General features: G+C 32.5%; 13 protein-coding genes. 2 read left to right on the plus strand and 11 right to left on the minus strand.

All coding sequences use genetic code 11. The features are described 5' to 3' along the window. Positions 1–11: 11 nt before the first annotated feature. The 5 genes from Q1B05_RS16010 to Q1B05_RS16030 all read right to left on the minus strand — a co-directional run bounded on the left by Q1B05_RS16010 (position 12) and on the right by Q1B05_RS16030 (position 8582). Positions 12–2789 (minus strand): bifunctional aconitate hydratase 2/2-methylisocitrate dehydratase, encoded by a 2778-nt coding sequence (locus tag Q1B05_RS16010; RefSeq protein WP_299781978.1) that lies wholly within the window; start codon positions 2787–2789, stop codon positions 12–14. A gap of 597 nt (positions 2790–3386) precedes the next feature. Then, positions 3387–4340 (minus strand): MoxR family ATPase, encoded by a 954-nt coding sequence (locus tag Q1B05_RS16015; protein WP_299781980.1) that lies wholly within the window; start codon positions 4338–4340, stop codon positions 3387–3389. A 2-nt stretch (positions 4341–4342) separates the two neighbouring features. Then, positions 4343–5791 carry a peptidylprolyl isomerase gene (locus Q1B05_RS16020; RefSeq protein WP_366944402.1) on the minus strand — a complete coding sequence of 483 codons (1449 nt, stop codon included), beginning with the start codon at positions 5789–5791 and terminating at the stop codon, positions 4343–4345. Beyond that, positions 5775–6626 (minus strand): peptidyl-prolyl cis-trans isomerase, encoded by an 852-nt coding sequence (locus tag Q1B05_RS16025; RefSeq protein WP_299781984.1) that lies wholly within the window; start codon positions 6624–6626, stop codon positions 5775–5777. Before Q1B05_RS16025 ends, Q1B05_RS16020 begins: the two co-directional genes overlap by 17 nt. Further along, positions 6627–8582: a peptidylprolyl isomerase gene (locus Q1B05_RS16030; RefSeq protein ID WP_299781986.1), complete on the minus strand. Its 1956-nt coding sequence runs from the start codon at positions 8580–8582 to the stop codon at positions 6627–6629. A gap of 283 nt (positions 8583–8865) precedes the next feature. Between Q1B05_RS16030 and Q1B05_RS16035 the strand changes: the two genes are divergently transcribed. Further along, positions 8866–9099, plus strand: coding sequence for a hypothetical protein (locus tag Q1B05_RS16035; protein WP_299781988.1), 234 nt, complete (start codon positions 8866–8868; stop codon positions 9097–9099). Positions 9100–9200: 101 nt separating this feature from the next. Then, on the plus strand, positions 9201–10235 hold the full coding sequence (locus Q1B05_RS16040) for an AI-2E family transporter (RefSeq protein ID WP_299781990.1): 1035 nt from the start codon (positions 9201–9203) through the stop codon (positions 10233–10235). A gap of 182 nt (positions 10236–10417) precedes the next feature. Here Q1B05_RS16040 and guaB read toward each other — a convergent pair whose 3' ends face one another. The 6 genes from guaB to Q1B05_RS16070 form a co-directional block, all read right to left on the minus strand. Further along, a complete protein-coding gene (gene guaB / locus Q1B05_RS16045; protein ID WP_299781992.1) occupies positions 10418–11890 on the minus strand; it encodes an IMP dehydrogenase in 1473 nt (490 codons plus the stop codon). Between the two features lie 72 nt (positions 11891–11962). Continuing rightward, positions 11963–12664: an Insecticidal toxin complex protein gene (locus Q1B05_RS16050; protein ID WP_299781994.1), complete on the minus strand. Its 702-nt coding sequence runs from the start codon at positions 12662–12664 to the stop codon at positions 11963–11965. A gap of 35 nt (positions 12665–12699) precedes the next feature. Beyond that, on the minus strand, positions 12700–14061 hold the full coding sequence (locus Q1B05_RS16055) for an HTTM domain-containing protein (RefSeq protein WP_299781995.1): 1362 nt from the start codon (positions 14059–14061) through the stop codon (positions 12700–12702). Between the two features lie 209 nt (positions 14062–14270). Next, entirely contained in the window at positions 14271–15134 is an 864-nt protein-coding gene (locus Q1B05_RS16060) for a hydroxymethylglutaryl-CoA lyase (RefSeq protein ID WP_299781996.1), read from the minus strand. A 32-nt stretch (positions 15135–15166) separates the two neighbouring features. After that, on the minus strand, positions 15167–15793 hold the full coding sequence (locus tag Q1B05_RS16065; RefSeq protein WP_299781997.1) for a LysE family translocator: 627 nt from the start codon (positions 15791–15793) through the stop codon (positions 15167–15169). A gap of 3 nt (positions 15794–15796) precedes the next feature. Then, a complete protein-coding gene (locus Q1B05_RS16070) occupies positions 15797–16831 on the minus strand; it encodes a quinone-dependent dihydroorotate dehydrogenase (RefSeq protein ID WP_299781998.1) in 1035 nt (344 codons plus the stop codon). Positions 16832–16866: the final 35 nt, after the last annotated feature.

The raw sequence follows: 16866 nt of genomic DNA on the forward strand, positions 1-16866 counted from the left end.
TAGTATATCAATTATACAGACAACAACTTACTTGAAGGCTTAAACTTCGTTAAGTTGATACCTTCTACAGCTTCTTGATACTCTGCTAAATTAGGTGTTCTTCCTAAGATTGTAGATAATACGACAACTGGAGTTGAAGATAATAAAGACTCCCCTTTTTTCTCTCCAGAATCCTTAACCACACGTCCTTGGAATAAACGTGTAGATGTTGCCATTACGGTATCTCCAGGTTCTGCCTTTTCTTGGTTCCCCATACAAAGGTTACATCCTGGACGTTCTAAGTACAACATGTTTTCGTATCCTGTACGCGCTACTGCCTTTGGATCGTTATCGTCGAATTCGAAACCTGAATACTTCACTAAAACATCCCAATCGCCTTCTGCTTTTAATTCATCAACAATATTGTAAGTTGGAGGCGCAACAACTAAAGGCGCTTTAAACTCAACTTTCCCTTGTTGTCTCTCAATGTTTTTCAACATTTGAGCTAATATTTTCATATCACCTTTATGTACCATACAAGATCCTACGAAACCTAAATCTACTTGTTTCGTTCCTCCGTAAAAAGATAATGGTCTAATTACATCATGTGTATAACGTTTAGAAACATCGTCGTTATTTACATCTGGATCTGCAATCATTGGTTCAACGATTTGATCTAAATCTACGACTACTTCTGCTTCATACTTCGCATTAGCATCTGGTCTTAACGCTGGTTTAATTCCAGTTTTAAGTTCTGTAATTCTAGTTTCTGCTTTTTCAACTAAACCTTTAAGTACTTGACCTGCATTATCCATTCCTTTATCAATCATGATTTGGATACGCCCTTTAGCTATTTCTAAAGATTCAATTAACGTTTCATCTTCAGAGATACAGATAGACGCCTTAGCTTTCATTTCTGCAGTCCAATCTGTAAATGTAAAGGCTTGATCGGCAGTTAATGTTCCAATGTGAACCTCGATGATTCTACCTTGGAATACGTTTTCTCCACCAAATTGCTTTAACATTTGTTGTTGTGTAGCGTGCACCACATCACGGAAATCCATATACGATTTCATTTGTCCTTTAAACGTTACTTTTACAGACTGTGGAATTGGCATTGAAGCCTCACCTGTAGCTAATGCTAAAGCCACGGTACCTGAATCTGCTCCGAAAGCCACACCTTTAGACATACGTGTGTGAGAATCTCCACCAATAATGATGTCCCAATCTCCTACTGTAATATCGTTAAGTACTTTATGAATAACATCCGTCATTGGGAAATATTTCCCTTTAGGATCACGACCAGTAATTAAACCAAAGTCGTTCATGAATTTCATTAATCGCGGTATGTTTGCTTTAGATTTATTATCCCAAACAGATGCTGTATGACACCCTGATTGGTAAGCGCCATCTACAATTGGAGAAATTACTGTAGCAGCCATCATTTCTAATTCTTGAGATGTCATTAAACCTGTAGTATCTTGAGACCCTACAATGTTAACTTCTACACGCACGTCTGAACCAGCATGTAATACTTTCCCTGGCGTTGTTCCTACGGCATTTTTGTTGAATATTTTTTCAACAGCTGTAAGTCCTTGTCCTTCAATAGAAATTTCTTTTGATGGTGCATATACTGGCACAACATCTACCCCTAATATTTTAGAAGCAACGGTTTGTAATTTCTTACCGAATACCACTGCGTAAGATCCACCTGCTTTCATAAACTCCATTTTTTGTGGTGTAAATGCTGCAGAAATATCTTTTAATACGGTATCGCCGTTATATAATTTTTTCTCTTTTGTATTAATAGTAAGTACCGTTCCTGTTGCCACAGAGTACTCTTCTTTTAAGATAGGTTCGCCTTCTTCGTCACGAATTGTGTTTCCGTCTGCATCTTTTTGTTGCAACCAGTTTTTAAGATCTAAACCAATACCTCCTGTTACACCAACTGTAGTTAAGAAAATTGGTGAAATTCCGTTTGTTCCAGCAATTACTGGTGCAATATTGATAAATGGCACATACGGGCTGGCTTTAATACCTGTCCATAACGCCACGTTATTTACACCTGACATTCTAGAAGACCCCACCCCCATTGTTCCTTTTTCGGCAATTAACATCACACGTTTATCTGGATGTTGTGCTTGTAAGGCTTTTAATTCTGCTTGTTGTTCTTTATTATGTTCGAATAAACACTGACCGTGTAATTCTCTATCTGAACGTGAGTGTGCATCACCACCTGGAGATAATAAATCTGTTGAGATATCACCAACTCCTGCGATAAATGTTACCACGTCTATTTTTTCGTCTATTTCTGGAAGCTTAGTAAAAAATTCTGCTTTCGCATAGCTTTCTAATAAGTCTTTAGCTACAGCATTTCCTTCTTGGTATGCGTTTTCTAAACGTGCAGTATCTGCATCGTAAAGAAATACTTGCGTTTTTAAAACTTCAGCAGCTTCTTTTGCTAAAGTCGCATTAGCACCTAAAGCTAAATCTAATAATACTTCTATAGAAGGTCCACCCTTCATGTGAGATAATTGTTCTAATGCAAAAGCAGGCGTAATTTCTTTAACTACAGACTCACCAAGGATAATTTCTTTTAAAAACTTAGCTTTTACACTAGCAGCAGCAGTAGTTCCAGGTAACACATTATAGATAAAAAAGTTAAGAGAGTCTTCTCTATATTCATTATCTAAATCTTTAATCTGTGCTATGATTTCGCTTAATAATGCAGCACCATCAATAGGTTTTGGATGAAGCCCTTGACCTTTACGATCTTCGATCTCCTTGATGTAATCTTTATAAGTAGTCATAAATAAATAATATTTTTTTTGTCAATATTAAATTAGTGTAAGTTTATAAAACTGTAATTAGTATATAAATTTTATTTCCCTATTTACATAATAAGGAGTAAGTCGTTTCTTTATTTGTTTCTTAACAGTCCATGTAATCTGCAACGAAATCGATATAATAATTTTGTCGTAATTATACATTTTTTTAATGCCTTGCCTTCTCTAAAACAAAACGTGAGGCACTAACATACATTTTTGTCTTAATTAAGGATACTGTTTAACACTATAGAGATCAAATGATAGACAACACCTTTGAGAAAACTTTGCAAACATAAAAAATTTAATGCAAAGTTGTTAAAAGAAAACTTGTAATACAATACACAATGATATTAAATTGTTATAGTGTTATCAATTTTAAGAATATCCACAATTAAATCTAATTTTTAGAGAAATACCTGTTAATTATTTAAAATAAACCGATAAAACAATTAGAAATTATGAATATTATAATTTATTTATAATCTTTTCAAAAACTAAAAGTTTTAAAATTAAAAAGGGGTGAAACTGTCATGCGTTTTAACACAATAGAACGCTTACTTTAAAATTACAAATAGAATACTAAAATAAGCTTTTAATGATTTTTTCTTCGGAAACACCTTCGGCTTCCGCCTTGTAGTTTTTAATAATACGATGTCTAAGAATACCGAATGCAACGGCTTGAACATCTTCAATATCTGGAGAAAATTTGCCACGTATAACAGCATGCGTTTTTGCTGCTAAAATTAAATTTTGTGAGGCTCTTGGCCCAGCGCCCCAATCGAGGTAATTCTTAACAATATCTGGAGCAGATTCAGAATTTGGTCGTGTTTTCCCCACCATAGTTACTGCATATTCAATAACATTGTCGGCTACGGGTACACGACGAATTAATTTTTGAAAATTGACTATTTCTTCAGCATTAAATAATGGAGTTATTGAAACGACACGATCTGTAGTTGTTGCTTTAACTACCGCTACTTCTTCCTGAAATGTTGGATAGTCTAAATGAATGGCAAACATAAAGCGGTCTAATTGCGCTTCTGGCAAAGGGTAAGTCCCTTCTTGTTCTATAGGGTTTTGCGTTGCTAACACAAAATAAGGCAAACTTAATTTATAATGTTGGCCAGCAACAGTAACTGAGCGTTCTTGCATGGCTTCCAATAATGCGGCTTGCGTTTTTGGAGGTGTTCTATTAATTTCATCAGCTAAAATAATATTCGAAAAAATTGGTCCTTTAATAAATTTAAAGTTTCTACTTTCGTCTAGTATTTCACTACCTAAAATATCGCTAGGCATTAAATCTGGTGTAAACTGTATCCGTTTAAAATCTAATCCCAAAGCTTGAGAAATTGCATTTACCATTAAGGTTTTTGCTAAACCAGGCACACCAATTAATAAGGCATGACCCCCTGAAAACACAGAAATTAAAATCTGCTCTACCACTAAATCCTGACCAATTATAATTTTGGAAATTTCGGTTTTTAGCGCTCCAAATTTCTTAACAAATTGTTCTACGGCAGCAACGTCTGACATCTTTATTTTTTTAACCAATTACTTGCAAATTCACAATTTCTATAATCTCCGTTAATTTTAATATATGTATCAGAAATTGTTTCTTTTTGCCATTTTTCAACAGCTTTTAAACGTTTATCACCTAAAGCTAAATCTTTAATTTTAAGATAATCTTGAGCATAGTTTGCTTCGTGCTCATCTACACGATCTGAAACTGTAAGAATTTTAAATTTTATTTTCCCTGTACGGTCTTGATCTTTTAATATCGTACTAATTTCGTTATCTTTTAAATTTTGAATTTGTCCGTATAATTCTGGATCCATTTTAGTTAATTCAAAATTGTAATCTTGAGTCGATGGATTAATTAATTGTCCGCCATCGTATTTTGTTTCTTTTTCGTCACTATACTTAATAGCGGCTTCTGCAAAAGTAATTTCTCCGCTTTCTAATTCGGCTCTTGCTTTTTCTATTTTTTCTTTGGCTTTAGCAATTTCTTCATCAGACACTTTAGGCATCAATAATATATGACGAACATCGTATTCTTGCCCTCTAATTTTTTCTAAGTAAATAATATGGTATCCATATTCTGTAGCAAATGGTTCAGAAATCTCACCTTCTTTTAAAGAAAAAGCGACTTGTCTGAATTCTTTCACCATTTTAGGACGCTTACGGTTTAACGTATATAAACCTCCATTTGCACGAGAAGCTCCATCGTCGGTATATAATACCACTTTAGAACGGAAACTTGCACCATTTTCAAGAACATCTGCACGCATTTCTTTTAAACGTTCTATGACTTTATCTTTTTCTTCTTGAGTTACTTGTGGTTCTACAACTATTTGAGCTACTCTTAATTCGGTTCCGAAGGTAGGACGCTCATCTTTTGGTACATTATTAAAAAATACACGAACTTCTTCTGGAGTTACTTCTACATCTTCAACAATCTTTTGTTGCATTTCCTGCGCTAGCTTCTGACTCTTGTTTACTTCAAACATTTCATCTCTTAAGCTTTTTTCATCTTCTTTGTTATATAATTTTAACAACGCATCCATAGAACCGTTAGTTTGTTGTAAAAACGATTGAATTTGTTGATCTACATACGACTGTATCTCAATATCCGAAACGATTATACTATCTTGTACCGCTTGATGCGCATATAATTTATCTTCAAGTAGCTTTCCAAACAACTCACAATCTGTAAAATCTGCTGTACTTACACCTTGAGCTTGTAATTGCAATTTTGTTTTGACAACATCAGATTCTAAAACAATATATTCTCCAATTACTGCTGCAACTCCATCTATTTTTTTTGCTCCAGGAGAGACTAAAGAATCTTTTACCATTTTAGGCTCTTCTACGACTTCTTTTGTTTCTGGAACTTCGTCTGGGATAATTTCTTGTGCAAACATGCCATTTGCACTTAAGATTAAGCTAAAAAGTAAAGCTTGTTTGAGGTTAATTATAGATTTCAAATTGTTTGTTCTTAATTGCATCTTTTGTAATATCTTTTTCTAAATCTCTAATGAGTTCTAATTTTCTCTTATTAATCACGATTTGATCGATGGTAGGCTTAACGTACTCTAGTGGTGCCGTGCTACCACGCAATAAAATGTCATTAACGCGCATCAAATATACTCCTAAAGAATCTTTGAGCTGTATAAAATTAGATTTTTTTAACAGTTGGTCTTTATTTTCAAGTGAAACTACAGGAATTTTACTTATAACTTGACTCATTTTTACCCAAATAGAATCGTTTAAAGCATAAGATTTAAATTGAATAGAAATAGAATCTAATTCTCTCTTATCTTCTTGATTAAATCGCTGAAACTTGGTTTGTATATCTTTAAAATCTAACCTGTTTTCATCGACATTTATATATCTAAACTTGATTAAATCTTCGTTTAATTTAAAAGCTTCTGTATTTGCTTTATAATAGCGTTCTGCTTCTTCAATTGAAACTACAGTATCGACACTACGTTTTACCAAAGCTTCTAAATATGCTTTAGAGTATAAATCTCTTTTATACTGATTGACTAAACGCTGAAAATCTTCTAACTTTGTTTCGTTTAAATTTCGTTTGGCTCCTTCTACTAATAACTCTTGCGTTGCCCAACGTGTAATAAAATTTTGAACCACAAGCGTACTGTCGTCCTTGGATGCCCCTTCGTTTACCAAATCTTTTATATCTTCTTGATACAAATACGTTTCGTTAACACGAGCCACAGGAATACGCTCATCTTCTGTTTTAAAAAGCTGACACGAGGTTACACTTAGTAACACTAATATTAAAAATATTCTGTTTTTCAATTATTGATTATTAATTTGATTTCTTATTTTAGTCAACACACTTTCATTAATAGATACAGTATATTTAGCATGTAAATCTTGTAACCAAAGGTCTTCTTTATTGGCTTGAAAATCGCTAATAACACTACCTTTTGCTTCGTCGAAAGATTTGAGTGTTTTTGGAAGTATGTTATTAACTTTGGCTACTATATAACCATCATTAAATTCGTAAATATCTGAAAGTCCTTTTTTATATTCAAAATCTGCAGGAAGACTTTGATTATTTTCTTCTAAAACTCCGGTAGTAAACATAACGTGAATTTCGTCTTTCACATTAAGTTTTGCTTTAATGTCTTCTAAAGGTACATTCTTTTTTAATAGTTTAGCTACTTTTTTAATGTCCTTTCTAGTTACAGAAGCTCCTACAATAGCATCTATTCTTTTGTTCCAAAAATAATTTTCTCTATGTGCTTCGTAATAGTTTTGTACCGCTACAGTATCTTTTTGGCCTGCATTCCAGATTTCATTTTCCATTAAATCAAATAACAATAAACCATCTCTATACTCTCCTATTATTTCTGCAAATTCAGGATTCTCTTCTTCTAAATGAGCTTCTTGATAGGCTTTAAGTTCTAGATCTAAGAACGTTTCATAATTAATTTCTACGATTTTATTCAAACTAAATTTTTCAGAAAACATAGCTTGACGTTTTTCTATAAAATTACCAAAATCTTTATACGTAAGCGTTTTAGAACCTATGGTTAATAACGTTTTATCGGCCGTAAATTTAGAAGGCAATTCCCATGTACGTTCATAGTATTTTTTATTCAAAATCTTAACAAAATAAGATAATGCAGGCTGGTCGTCTGAAATATTATAGCGTTTTTTTAAATCATGAATTCGGCTTTCATTAATACGTTTAGACCTACTATCTAATTTAACTTTCTCTTCCAATTCCGATTTCATATCTGCAAATTCTGGCACAGGCTTACGGTCTAATAGTTTAACTATATGCCAACCAAAATTTGTTTTAAACGGTTTAGAAACATCTCCAACTAAAACTAAATTAAAAGCTTCTTCTTCAAATTCGTTAGAAGACAGTTGTCCCTTAGAGAAAGGAGCTAACTCTCCGCCCTTATTGGCCGAGCTTAGATCTTCAGAAAACTGTTTTGCTAAACTCTCAAAACTTTCACCTTGATTCAGTTTTTTATAAATATCATTAATTCTTGCTTCTGGATTAGAAATAGTATCTCCTTCTTTATTTTTAGCTACCATAATATGTGCCACCTTTACGGTACCACGAGCAGGACGTTTATCTAAAACTTGTACAACATGATACCCAAAACGTGTTCTAAAAGGTTGAGAAACATCTCCAACCTGGGTCTTGTAAGCTGCATTTTCAAAACTATATACCATTTTAAAAGCAGAGAAATACCCTAAATCTTCTGCAAAAATAGATTTTCCATCATGCACATCTTTTTTAACCTTATCGAACCCTTCACTTATTAGACGGTTTCTTAGTTTCACGATTTCCATATATGCAGCTAATGTATCTTTTGGAGATGCATTTTCGTCTAATCTAACTAAAATATGTCTTGCTCTTACTTCAGTTTTAGTGCGCTTATAAGCTTCTTCTACCAATTCCTCTGTAACGGTATTATCTGTTAGATAATTTTGCGATAATTGATTTCTGTAGGATTTTAATTCTCTTCGATAAGCCCCTTTTTCATCTAACTTTAAAGATTTTGCTTCAGCTAATTTTAATTTATAATTAATGAATAACTGTAGATAGGCATCTACATCTTTTTGAGATTCGTCTTTTACTAAATCTAAATTCTTGTTATAAACTCTAACAAATTCTGATGCATATACTGGAGTTTCGTCCACTTTAAAAAGAATATCTTCTGAAGCAATTTGTGCTGTACTTATGTATGAAACAGTAAGTAACAGCAACAACAAAACGGATTTCAATTTCATTATTTATAATTTAATTGTAAACAAAAATAGTAATATAAAACTATAATACAAGTTGCTTTAACAAACGCAGCTCTAACAGCTTTAGTATTTTTATTCGGATTTGATTTATAAAAAAACATATATCGTATTTCAATATTTTATTGTTTTAATTAAGCGTTATCAATTTTACATTAAGTAATTAAAAAACAGTACTTTGATATATTATTTTTAAAACGACAAACAATATATAGTAAGTGTTTACAATCTGATAAAGTAATTTGTATTTTTGTTAAAACTTTAACACATGCGACAATTAAAACTGATTTGGGATTTTCGAGGTCCACATGCCTTAAAAACAGCCGAACATCATGAAATTCATTTAAAAGAATATATAGAGAACGAACATTTAGATATTACTATAACTGGAAATTCTGAGCTAAGTGAAATGCATGCTATTGCCTTTTTAGTTGTTAATGAGTCGGATATGAAACCTTTACGCGATGCATTAAAGCCACATCGCGGAGAAGTTTATCTATAAATATCATAAAATTTTATCATTATAATTACGATATTTTCACCCATAAACTGTGAGGTTTTAAACTACATTTGCAAATCGAATTTTTTAAGTGCCCATATGCTATGTTAAACGATAGACGAACAACTAATTTTCTCCTACTTATTATAGTTATTCCATTAGTATTTTATTTACTAAAAATATTATCATTTATTTTTGTCCCGCTTATTTTTTCAATGTTCATCGCATTACTATTTTTACCCATAATGAGATGGTTAACAAAACGAAAATTGCCTAATGCTCTGAGCATCGTTATTATTGTTCTTATTATTTTAGTGTTTTTTAAATTGGCAGGCGATTTAATACAATTATCTAGTAAAGAAATTCTATCGACTAGTGATGCTTTTATTTTTAAAGCTGAACAAAAAATAAAACTTTTAATTTCGAGTTTGGAAAGCTTTTTTGGTACCGAATTACTTAATGATGACATTAGTATTTCTACCCAACTATTAGATAAAGACACCCTTTTAAGCAATTTTGGACCAACTGTAAACTTTATACGCACCACGTTAACAATGGTGTTAATGACTGCTTTTTTTGTGGTCTTATGGTTAGCAGAATCTATAAATGTTCACAAGCTATTAAACAACACTATTTTAAGACAAAAACATACGTCTGTTAAAACCTTTATGAAAATTGAAAAGGATTTAATAAAATTTATAAAAGTAAAAGTGTTTGTTAGTCTATTAACAGGAATTGGTACAGGTTTAGCGTGTTATGCCTTCGATGTTAGTTTTCCTATTTTCTGGGGATTATTTGCTTTTATTATAAACTTTATACAAATGGTAGGCTCTTTTGCTACAGTAATCCTTTTATCTATTTTTGCTTTTGTTGAAATAGAAGTAGCGAGTACTTTAATTTTCTTTATACTAAGTATTACGGGTGTTCAGGTATTATTTGGAGCTATTTTAGAACCTGTTTTTATGGGAAAATCTTTCTCTATAAACATTATAACCGTATTAGTAATGCTAATGTTATGGGGATTTATTTGGGGCATTCCAGGCTTAATTATGGCTATTCCAATTACTGTATTTGTTAAAATTATATTAGAACAATTTCCTAGCACTAAACTTATTGCTAGTATTTTATCTAAGGGCTAATTAAGTTATGTCTTAAAGCTTATTCTGTATTTATTTCCAAACTTTTAAATACAAGGTTAAAAAAAAGCCTGAGCAAGCAGATTCAATATTAAAATACAGACCTAAAAAAGCTCCTATTAAAACATAAATTCGTTCTAACAGGAGCTTTATATAATAAGAAAGAAAGTAATTAACTCTTCCGTCTATCTTGAATAATTTGGAGATTCTTTAGTGATGGTTACATCGTGTGGGTGACTTTCGTTAATTCCACTAGCTGTAATTTTCACGAAACGTCCTGTTTCTTTTAATGTCTCTATATCTTTAGATCCGCAATATCCCATACCTGCACGTAAACCTCCTACAAACTGATGGATACTTTCTTCTAAATCGCCTTTATAATCTACGCGACCTACAATACCTTCTGGGACTAATTTTTTAATATCGTCTTCTATATCTTGGAAATAACGGTCTTTACTACCTTCTTTCATCGCTTCAACAGATCCCATACCTCGGTAAGACTTAAACTTTCTTCCTTCAAAAATAATAGTTTCTCCTGGAGACTCTTTAGTCCCCGCTAATAAAGATCCTAACATTACAGTATCTGCACCTGCTGCAATAGCTTTAGGAATATCTCCTGTATATCGAATTCCACCATCTGCAATCACAGGAACACCGCTACCTTTAATAGCTGCGGCAACTTCTAATACTGCAGAAAACTGAGGAAAACCAACTCCTGCAACAACTCGTGTTGTACAAATAGATCCTGGACCAATACCCACTTTTACTGCATCTGCTCCTGCTTCTACTAGATATTTAGCTGCAGCTGCTGTTGCAATATTACCAACAACAACATCTAAATATGGAAATTTAGCTTTTACTGCTTTTAATACATTTACTACACCTTTAGTATGTCCGTGAGCCGTATCAATAATTATAGCATCAATACCTGCATTATATAACGCTTCGGCACGTTCTACAGCATCGGCAGTCACTCCTATGGCAGCAGCTACACGTAAACGTCCGTAAGAATCTTTATTAGCTATTGGCTTCTGTGTAAGTTTTGTAATATCTCTAAATGTAATTAACCCAATTAAATTATAATCGGCATCAACTACGGGTAGTTTTTCAATTTTCTTTTCTTGTAAAATAACTTCAGCATCTTTTAAAGATGTTCCTTCTGCTGCAGTTACTAAATTCTCGGAAGTCATAATTTCAACAATAGCACGATCATTTTCATGTTCGAAACGTAAATCTCTATTGGTAACAATTCCTTTTAATTTCCCTTCATCATCTACAATGGGAATTCCGCCAATGCTATGTTCTTTCATGCAATTTTTAGCATCGCTAACTTTAGCCGTTAAAGGCAAGGTTACCGGATCGATAATCATACCGCTTTCTGCACGTTTAACTTTACGTACTTCTTGAGCTTGCTGCTTTATCGACATGTTTTTATGCAACACACCAATACCTCCTTCTCTAGCCATAGCAATAGCCATCGCACTTTCTGTAACGGTATCCATAGCCGCAGAAATAATCGGTACGTTAATTGTAATGTTTCGTGTAAATTTTGTTTGAATATTTACCTCTCTTGGTAAGATTTCGGAAAATGCTGGAACTAATAAAACGTCGTCGTAGGTTAGTCCTTCTCCTAGAATTTTGTTTTCGTGTGCTGTCATGGTGCAATTAAGATATAATTGCGTGCAAATATACTATTTTTAATAGTAAATAAGAAGTGAATTTACGTAATTTTAATTAGACCATTTGCAATATGGTAAAAGCACATTTACAGCATAATAATATCTATCATCTGGATTTTTTAAATTTCCTATAAATGTTAAGCCTTTAGGTACAAAAAAACGGTAAACTCCTTTTCCTTTAGCTATTTGAGAAATCTGATTTAAACTTTCAGTATCGATATTTTGATAGACAGTTTCTACCCATTCGTACTGTTCGCGATAAAGCATTTTTAAATCCCAAATTTCTGCTGTTGTATTTTTAAGGGGTTTGGCTGCCAAAAACAGGTCTTTTAAATAGTAAAACGAATTATTAAAAACCACTTCACTACCATAATTAGTATTCTGAATAGTCGTTTTTTTTACAACGTATTTATAGGGAAATATGTTTATTACATTTAATTTTTCGGAAACAAAAGAGGCCATTTTTACCCAATAAATCTCATTCCCTTTTTTGTCTAATTCGTGTTGAAGCCAAATATAGAACCCCAAACGTTGCTCTACCGAAGTATACTGATTCGGGTACATATACAGTAAATTAAAACGGTTTGCCTGTTGCCATACTATAGAATTTTGTTTTCTATCTTTAGTAAACCAATCTCCACGAGGTAGCGTTTCCAACTTGGTTTCTTTTTTGTACACTGTTAAATTTTTCCATTCTTTAGCGAAAACAACGTTCAAACTTAAAAACAAAACAAGGAAAAAAAATAATTTCATAATTAAGATTGTTAAACGACGTAATTAATTAAGCCTTATAAACCTTGTATTTTATCTTGAAAAGGCAATATCCAATTTTTATGTCTATAAGATTGTTTTTGCTGTAATAAATTTACTTCTGGATCTACGTATGTTGCACTCGGCCTACCATTTAAAGACACACAACTTTCGGCATAAACCTCTACATTATCATGCCCTTTTGTATTAAAATGACGTCCTAAAAAATGCGCATATTCTAAAATAAAATCAGGCTGGAAACTCATTTGTTTCTCTTGACTAGGAGTTAAAAAATCGGCATTATTAATATTAAAATGCTCTCCTGTTTTAGAATCTACAACAAAAAAAGTTGTAGTACCCGACCTTTCTATAAGCGATGTTCGCCAAGAAAACAAATACCCCTCTCCGGTCCAAAACAATTCTCCAGGATATAACATATACCGCAGCGGAAACAGTAATTGAAACATAAAGAACAATCCCACAATAAAAATAGGGAAAGGTGTTCTATATTGATAATCTTTTGTCATTTTTAATGCAGATGAAAATTTTAATCCATTCTGTATAGGAGACAAAAATGCTCTTAAAATTAATAGTGCTTTTTGGTGCCATTCTAAAGAGAAGAAAATAGGCGCACAAATAATTAGTATTAAAGGCAACATACCTAAAGGAAACAACGCTTGCGAAAACAGCTGATTAAAAACAAGTAAGCAAAAGGCAAAAAACCGCGTGCGTTTATAAAGCAATAGGAAAGGAATTGTTAAATCAAAAATCATAAAACTCCAACTTACGCTATAATGAAACCAACTTGATTGTAATATAGGCTCTCCTATAAAAGGGATATTTTTACTTGACGTTAACCATAATTCTAAAGGCATAGCACGTAATAACCAATCTGAATTAAGTTTTGCTAAACCAGAATATAAGAAAACGATAAAAAACATTAATTTCACACTATCTAAGCACCATTTTGGAATGGTACGATATGCGCGTCTTGAACGTAACGAATCTATTGAAAAGGCTGCATTTGCAGGCAAGAAAATCATTAAAAAGCTCAGTACCATAATAAAATAAGAAGACGATTGGTACACTGTTTTATCCATGAATTGAATATATGTGAAACTTAAAAAAAAAGTCACTATTGCAATTCTATATTTAAATCCAAAAGCCACAAAAACAGAAGACAAACCACACAAAGCAAACAAAGCATATGTATAAATACCAAATGGTTTTATCCATTCGAAAGCGTAAAATGTAAAATGAAATTTAGGTTCTACATACAGAGATTCTATCCAACCTTTCTGCCAAAAACTTATTAAACTAGCACACATTAACAAACCAAAACAGACTCTAAACACTACTAGTGGCGCTGGATTAGTTGTTTTTATGAAGTAGTTATTCATATATTAAATAAGATTTAAAACGTTTATTAATGTGCTTAACGAAGCCAGAAACATAAAATAAATCCTATTCGTTAAATAATTAGTAACTTCAAATAAAACGTTATGTTATTTAAAGCATTAAAAAATCCACATAAACACAAATTTCTAAATATTATTTAGGATATATAAGTAAAATACCAATTAATTACAAAATTATCTTCAATGAAATTTTAATGGTATAGGCCAAACATTTTAGTAGCCTCATTATAAGCACTTTCAAAACTTAGTGCATTTAATTGATTTACTTTTTTTGTTGTAAAGTATGACAACAACTTTTCGGTTGGCATATTCCCTGTTAACTCATCTTTAGCCATTGGGCAACCTCCTAACCCTTGAATAGCACCATCAAATCGTGTACAGCCGGACTTGTAAGCCGCGTCTACTTTTTCAAACCACGAATTTGGTGTAGTATGTAAATGTGCTCCAAATTCTATATTTGGATATAACGGTATTAAATTAGAAAACAAATAGTGTATGGTCTCTGGATCTGAGCTTCCTACAGTATCACTTAACGAGAGTATTTTTACTCCCATTTTACTTAAACGCTCTGTCCATTCGGCAACAATATCTACATTCCAAGGATCTCCGTAAGGATTACCAAATCCCATAGAGATATAAACAACCACTTCTTTATTACGTTGCTCTGCAATATTCAAGATCTCTTGTAAAGTCTCTACAGATTCAGCAATGGTTTTATGCGTATTACGCATTTGAAAGTTTTCTGAAATTGAAAACGGATAGCCTAAATAATCTATTTCTTTATGTTTTGAAGCCTCTTCGGCGCCTCTAGTATTGGCTATAATTGCCAAGAGTTTACTTACTGTTTTAGACAAATCTAATCGAGATAGCACTTCGGCTGTATCTGCCATTTGTGGAATGGCTTTAGGCGACACAAAACTACCAAAATCGATAGTATCATATCCTACACGCAACAAAGATTGAATGTATTGCACTTTACGTTCGGTAGGAATACATGCTTTTATTCCTTGCATGGCATCACGCGGACATTCTATTATTTTTACATCTTGAGCCATTATTTGTTACCGTTTATAATTTAAAAATACCATTATTTTTCTGAAAATAAGATAAAAAACGCAATCCCAATGAACACCACAACTTGCATCCATTTTAAAATATGACCAATCCCTTTATGTTGTTTTAAATACGTTGAAATGGAACCTCCTAGAATGGCAATCGTTACAAAAACCAAAAATGAGACTCCTATAAAAATAAAACCTAAAATATAGAATTGATATACTGTTCTTAATGAATCACTGAATAAAAACCCTGGAAAAAAAGCAAGAAAAAAGATGGACACTTTCGGATTTAAGACATTCATTATAAACCCTTGTTTATATAATTGACTCCATGTTTTCTCTGGTACATTTTCTTGAGTTAACAATACGTTTGCATCACTTTTATAAACCTTAAAAGCCAAATAAATTAAGTATATCGCTCCTAAAAATTTAATGATAAAGAAAATAGTATCTGAAGCTTTTATAATAGCAGACACACCAAAAGCAACCAAAGTAGTATGTACCAAGCACCCTGAAACCAATCCGCATGCTGTAGCGATACCAAACGACTTACCATTGGTTATACTTTGCATTAAGACATAAATAACATCTGGCCCAGGAGCAATTGCCAAAACCGAGGTTGCTATGATAAAGGATATTAAAACATCTACATCCAAAAGTTATGCATGTTTTAAGATTGCCTTATTAATTTTTTTAATTAATCCTGGTCCTTCGTATATAAATCCAGTATAAATCTGTACTAAAGTTGCCCCTGCATCTAGTTTTTCTAAAGCATCTTCTGCAGAATGGATTCCTCCTACTCCAATAATAGGAAATGCTTTATTACTTTTTTCACTTAAGTACTTAATAACTGCTGTACTTTTATCTTTAACCGGCTGTCCGCTTAACCCACCATTTCCAATAGTTTCCAGTTCTGATTCTGAAGCTTTTAATCCGCTACGGTCTACAGATGTATTCGATGCTATAACACCATCAAGTTGTGTTTCTTTTACCAATTCAATAATTTCATCTAATTGTACATCATTTAAATCTGGTGCTATTTTAAGTAAGATTGGCTTTTCTTTTCCAAACGATTTATTTGCTTTTTTTACTGTGCTAATTAATTCTAACAGATAGTCTTTATCGTTTAATTTAGCATGACTACCAACGTTTGGACAACTCACATTAAGAACAAAGTAATCTACATATGGGTGCAATGCATTAAAACAAGTCACATAATCTGCAGTGTAGTTTTCTGGTGTAGTTTGGGTGTTTTTTCCAATATTTCCACCAATAAGTATTTTTCCCTTATTTTTCTTAAGCTGAGTAATTGCAGTCTCGACACCTTCATTATTAAATCCCATACGGTTAATTAAACCTTGATCTTCAATAAGTCTAAAAATTCGTTTTTTAGGATTTCCAACCTGTCCGATTGGTGTTACTGTTCCTATTTCTACAAACCCAAATCCGAAGTTTACTAGTTCATTATACAACACTGCATTTTTATCGAAACCAGCTGCTAAGCCCACTGGATTTTTAAACGTTAATCCGAAAACATTTCGTTCTAGCTTTTTATCTTCAATCACGAATAACGATCTAAATATATGAGGTACAAATGGTATTTTAGAGAGAAAACGCACCATAGAAAATGTGAAGTGATGCACCTTCTCAGGATCGAAACTAAAAAATAAAGGACGAATTAATAACTTATACATTGCAGTTTTATTTATGCAAAAATACTTTTAAATAA

This window comes from uncultured Formosa sp., from assembly GCF_947500765.1.
GTDB lineage: Bacteria > Bacteroidota > Bacteroidia > Flavobacteriales > Flavobacteriaceae > Formosa.

Excerpts from the sequence above, each read along its gene's own strand:
- Q1B05_RS16070 (WP_299781998.1), bottom strand. The coding sequence starts at position 16,831 with ATGTATAAGTTATTAATTCGTCCTTTATTTTTTAGTTTCGATCCTGAG.
- guaB (WP_299781992.1), bottom strand. The coding sequence starts at position 11,890 with ATGACAGCACACGAAAACAAAATTCTAGGAGAAGGACTAACCTACGAC.
- Q1B05_RS16040 (WP_299781990.1), top strand. The coding sequence starts at position 9,201 with ATGTTAAACGATAGACGAACAACTAATTTTCTCCTACTTATTATAGTT.
- Q1B05_RS16030 (WP_299781986.1), bottom strand. The coding sequence starts at position 8,582 with ATGAAATTGAAATCCGTTTTGTTGTTGCTGTTACTTACTGTTTCATAC.
- Q1B05_RS16055 (WP_299781995.1), bottom strand. The coding sequence starts at position 14,061 with ATGAATAACTACTTCATAAAAACAACTAATCCAGCGCCACTAGTAGTG.
- Q1B05_RS16035 (WP_299781988.1), top strand. The coding sequence starts at position 8,866 with ATGCGACAATTAAAACTGATTTGGGATTTTCGAGGTCCACATGCCTTA.
- Q1B05_RS16015 (WP_299781980.1), bottom strand. The coding sequence starts at position 4,340 with ATGTCAGACGTTGCTGCCGTAGAACAATTTGTTAAGAAATTTGGAGCG.
- Q1B05_RS16050 (WP_299781994.1), bottom strand. The coding sequence starts at position 12,664 with ATGAAATTATTTTTTTTCCTTGTTTTGTTTTTAAGTTTGAACGTTGTT.
- Q1B05_RS16060 (WP_299781996.1), bottom strand. The coding sequence starts at position 15,134 with ATGGCTCAAGATGTAAAAATAATAGAATGTCCGCGTGATGCCATGCAA.
- Q1B05_RS16010 (WP_299781978.1), bottom strand. The coding sequence starts at position 2,789 with ATGACTACTTATAAAGATTACATCAAGGAGATCGAAGATCGTAAAGGT.